Annotated in this window: 5 protein-coding genes; all 5 read right to left on the bottom strand. The window is 63.5% G+C overall.

The window, feature by feature from the left end:
- Nucleotides 1-247: 247 nt before the first annotated feature.
- Nucleotides 248-1,654 (bottom strand): dihydrolipoyl dehydrogenase, encoded by a 1,407-nt coding sequence (gene lpdA, locus DH10_RS31600; RefSeq protein WP_192246388.1) that lies wholly within the window; start codon nt 1,652-1,654, stop codon nt 248-250.
- A 111-nt stretch (nt 1,655-1,765) separates the two neighbouring features.
- The gene (locus DH10_RS31595) at nt 1,766-2,521 is read right to left on the bottom strand and encodes an SDR family oxidoreductase (RefSeq protein ID WP_192246390.1); all 756 of its coding nucleotides are present in this window, start codon (nt 2,519-2,521) and stop codon (nt 1,766-1,768) included.
- Nucleotides 2,518-2,973, bottom strand: a complete 456-nt coding sequence (locus tag DH10_RS31590; RefSeq protein ID WP_192246487.1) for a hypothetical protein — start codon at nt 2,971-2,973, stop codon at nt 2,518-2,520. Before DH10_RS31590 ends, DH10_RS31595 begins: the two co-directional genes overlap by 4 nt.
- 65 nt (nt 2,974-3,038) lie before the next feature.
- Nucleotides 3,039-3,620 (bottom strand): hypothetical protein, encoded by a 582-nt coding sequence (locus tag DH10_RS31585; protein ID WP_192246392.1) that lies wholly within the window; start codon nt 3,618-3,620, stop codon nt 3,039-3,041.
- Between the two features lie 10 nt (nt 3,621-3,630).
- Nucleotides 3,631-4,382, bottom strand: a 752-nt coding sequence (gene odhB, locus DH10_RS31580) for a 2-oxoglutarate dehydrogenase complex dihydrolipoyllysine-residue succinyltransferase (protein ID WP_192385710.1), incomplete at its 5' end; no start/stop codon positions are given.

The following is a 4,382-nucleotide window of genomic DNA, read 5'->3' as shown; positions in this document are numbered from 1 at the left end:
ACCAGCGCCTGCCCCAGAACCCGCTCCGGCCCCAGCTCCGGCGCCCGCGCCGGCACCTGCTCCGGCACCCGCCCCGGCTCAGTAATCGGGCCCAATCCACGACGAACGGCCCGCCGAAAGGCGGGCCGTTTGTTTTGGATGCATCCATTCATGAATGTGGGCGCGCGGACATTGTCAGCCGCCGGCGGCGCGACGCCGAAAGTATTCCTCTCATCGCGCGAAGCAGCGGGCTGGCGGAGCCGCACCGCTAAATGTGGATCGGCTTGAAGAACGTGGCCAGCGCCGCTTCCTTGACCGCTTCCGACATGGTCGGGTGCGCATGGCAGGTGCGGGCGAGGTCTTCCGAGGAGCCGCCGAACTCCATCAGCACCGCCGCCTCATGGATCATCTCGCCGGCGCCGAAGCCGACGATATGGACGCCGAGCACGCGGTCGCTGGCCTTGTCGGCCAGGATCTTCACGAAGCCGTCGGTGTGCAGCATGGCGCGCGCCCGGCCATTGGCGCTGAACGGGAATTTTCCGACCTTGTAGTCGATGCCGGCCTTCTTCAGCTCCTCCTCGGTCTTGCCGACGGAGGCGATTTCCGGGCTGGTGTAGACGACGCTCGGGATGACGTCGTAATTCACGTGGCCGGCCTGGCCGGCGATCATCTCGGCCACCGCCACGCCCTCGTCCTCGGCCTTGTGCGCCAGCATCGGCCCGGCGATGACGTCGCCAATGGCATAGATGCCGGGCACGTTGGTCATGAGATGCCCGTCGGTCTTGACCTGGCCGCGCTCGTCCATCTCGACGCCCGCTTCCTTCAAACCAAGGCTGTCGGCATAGGGGCGACGTCCAGTAGCGACAAGCACGACATCCGCCTCGATGGTTTCCGCCGCGCCACCCTTGACCGGCTCGAACGTCACGCTGGCGCCCTTCTTTGATTTGGCGACGCCGGTGACCTTGGCGCCGAGCTTGAACTCGAAGCCCTGCTTGGACAGCAGCCGCTGGAACTGTTTCGAGACCTCGCCGTCCATGCCGCCGAGGATGGTGTCGAGGAACTCGACGACGGTGACCTTGGCGCCGAGCCTGGCCCAGACCGAGCCGAGCTCCAGCCCGATGACGCCGCCGCCCACCACCACGAGGCTGGCCGGCACCTTGGCCAGCGACAGCGCGCCGGTCGAGGACACGATCACCTTCTCGTCGAAGTCGACCTTGACGCCCGGAATGCCGGCGACGTCGGAACCGGTGGCGATGACGATGTTCTTCGTCTCGAGCTCCTCGACCTTGCCGTCCTCGCCGGTCACCGACACCTTGCCGGCGCCGATCACCTTGCCGGTGCCGCGGAAGCTGTCGATCTTGTTCTTCTTGAAGAGGAAGGCGACGCCGTTGACGTTCGACGCCACCGTCGCATCCTTATGCGCCAGCATCTTCTTGAGATTGAGCTTCGGCGCGCCGACCTCGACGCCCAGCATATCGAAGGAATGACCGGCTTCCGCGAACATCTCGGAGGCGTGGAGCAGCGCCTTCGACGGGATGCAGCCGATGTTGAGGCAGGTGCCGCCGAAGGTGGCGTTCTTCTCGACCACCGCTGTCTTCAGGCCGAGCTGCGCCGCCTTGATGGCGCAGACATAGCCGCCCGGTCCCGATCCGATGATTACGACGTCATAAGCCATGAGGCTGTCCTTCTTATCCGGCTTGGAGCGGTTCGAGATCGAACCGCTCCGATATTTCTTTGTACGCAATTCCGAAACGGAAAACCGCTGGGCACTTTTCCTGGAATTGCTCTAGCGGCCGCCGCTCACATTGAGGATCGCGCCCGTTATATAGGAGGCCGCATCCGACAGAAGATAGAGAACCGCGCTTGCGACCTCATCGGCCGTGCCCGCGCGCTTCATCGGCAGCATCTCCTGCATCCGCGCCACGCGATCGGGCTGGCCGCCGGAGGCATGGATATCGGTTTCGGTGATACCGGGACTGACCGCATTGACGCGGATGCCTTCCAGCACCACCTCGCGCGCCAGGCCGATCGTCAGCGTGTCGATCGCGCCCTTGGAGGCGGCGTAGTCGACATATTCGCCGGGCGAGCCCAGCCTGGCAGCCGCCGAAGAGAGATTGACGATGGCGCCGCCCTTGCCGCCATGCCGGGTCGACATGCGCTTCACCGCCTCGCGCGCGCAGAGGAAGGAGCCGACGACGTTGACGCGCATCATCCGCTCGACCCGCGCCGCACTCATCTCGTCGACGCGCGCCTTGACGTCGACGATGCCGGCATTGTTGACGAAAGCGTCGAGCCGGCCGAAGGCCTTGTCCACCGCCTCGAATATTGCCACCACATCGGCCTCGTTGCCGACATCGCCCTTGACCGCGATTGCCTCACCGCCGGTGGCTTCGAGCTCGGCGACCAACATCTCGGCAACCGCCTGGTTGGAGACGTAGTTGATCGCGACCCGAAAGCCGGCCTGGACGGCCTGCCGGCAGATGGCGGCGCCGATGCCGCGGCTGCCGCCGGTGACCAGCAGCGTCTTCTTGTCAGCGCTCATTCCTGGCAGCCTTTCAGGGCAAAGACGTCCCACGGCACCTTGGAAAAGCCGGCGGGACCGTAAGCGGCCGACATTTCGAGCGACGGCCCAAGATCGGGGAAGATGAGGCTCTTCGGCGCATCGGCGCCCTCGGCCGGGAACAACCCGATGGTGCCCTTCTCATCGGCGCTGTAGATCACGCCTTCCCAAACCGTGCAGGCGGCAAGCTCCTCGCCGGTGGCGTCGCCGGTCGGGCATTTGTACATCAGCGAGCCGTGCGGTCGCCCAGCGCTCCCCTCCGTCCACATGGCTATGCCGTCGAGCACGACATTGTTGTCGAGGATCATGCGGAACGTGTTGGTGATCGTTGCCGAGGTGCCGGTCGGAGTGAAATCGATCTCGGCGCCGCTTTTCGCCTCGCCATAGACGGCAAGCTGGATCGGGCAGGCGGCCTGCGCGGCCGCAGGGATCATCATCACGCCGACCGCTATCGATGCAGTCAACAGGCTTTCGGACAAGAAAGAGCAGATCGTCACAGCTATCCGCCTTGAACAGCTTGATCGAGGATGAAGACCGTCGAAAGGAAATAGTCTATCTCGAACGCAACGTTGTCATTCCTGTCGACTGGAATGGTGTTCACCTCGTATTTGAGGGTCAAGTTGCGAGAACTCTCCGCCAACTCAATGTAAACGTCGCGCTCACGACCGCCGCCGATTGCCCACTTGAATTCGCTCTTGTTCAGGAACTGAAGAGCCTTGGGCAGAGTATGTATCTCTATCGGCTTTCTGCCTGCAAAAGTTACCGGATGCCGCCCCACATTGACGTCCAGATGGCCGTACCAAGTCGGCATCATTCCATTCGATTGCAATCTTCCGAACACAGGTTCGACGCTAATCGACCGCAGGCGAAAATCGGGGCTGAAGAAGAACTCGCAATTTCGACCATAGATGCACCAAGCTGACTCGGCGTCCTCGTGGCGATAATGATTGTCCGCCCGCACATCCTCCGGGTCGATTAAGCCTCGAACCGTCTCACGGCTGCTTTTGCCGAGTTCGACGGGCCCCGCCCGGCCTGTCGTTACAAGCTCGAACAGATCGATTGGCTCGACAGTCTCAGCCACCGCGCCAACCTTAGAGATCGAGCACCAGCCGCTCGGGATCCTCCAGGCTTTCCTTGACGCGCACCAGGAAGGTCACAGCTTCCTTGCCGTCGACGATGCGATGGTCGTAGCTCAGCGCCAGATACATCATCGGACGGATGACAATCTGACCGCCGACCACCACCGGCCGATCCTGGATCTTGTGCATGCCGAGGATGCCGGACTGCGGCGCGTTGAGGATCGGCGTCGACATCAGCGAGCCGTAAACGCCACCGTTGGAAATCGTGAATGTGCCGCCTTGCATGTCCGCGACCGAGAGCTTGCCGTCGCGCGCCGCAAGCCCGAGCCGGCCGATTTCCTTCTCGATCTCGGCGATCGACATCTGGTCGGCGTCGCGCACCACCGGCACCACCAGGCCCTTGTCCGTGCCGACGGCGACGCCGACATGAGCAAAATTCTTGTAGATGATGTCGGTGCCGTCGATCTCGGCATTGACCGCCGGTATCTCCTTCAGCGCATGCGTCACCGCCTTGGTGAAGAAGCCCATGAAGCCGAGCTTCACGCCATGCTTCTTCTCGAACACGTCCTTGTACTTGGCCCTGAGCGCCATCACCGCGCTCATGTCCACCTCGTTGAAGGTGGTGAGCATGGCGGCGGTCGACTGCGCTTCCTTGAGGCGGCGGGCGATGGTTTGACGGAGCTTTGTCATGCGCACGCGCTCCTCGCGCGAGGCATCGTCGGGCGCGGAAGGCGCGCGGGCCGCGACAGGCGCAGGCGCAGGGG

It is taken from the genome of Mesorhizobium silamurunense (assembly GCF_014843825.1).
GTDB classification, from domain to species: domain Bacteria; phylum Pseudomonadota; class Alphaproteobacteria; order Rhizobiales; family Rhizobiaceae; genus Mesorhizobium; species Mesorhizobium silamurunense.
The sequence above is the reverse complement of the archived record's forward strand: the minus strand, read 5'-3'. Positions and strand labels throughout refer to the sequence as shown.

What these genes read in the sequence shown, in the direction of transcription:
- lpdA (WP_192246388.1), bottom strand. Translation starts at nt 1,654, where the DNA reads ATGGCTTATGACGTCGTAATCATCGGATCGGGACCGGGCGGCTATGTC.
- DH10_RS31595 (WP_192246390.1), bottom strand. Translation starts at nt 2,521, where the DNA reads ATGAGCGCTGACAAGAAGACGCTGCTGGTCACCGGCGGCAGCCGCGGC.
- DH10_RS31590 (WP_192246487.1), bottom strand. Translation starts at nt 2,973, where the DNA reads ATGATCCCTGCGGCCGCGCAGGCCGCCTGCCCGATCCAGCTTGCCGTC.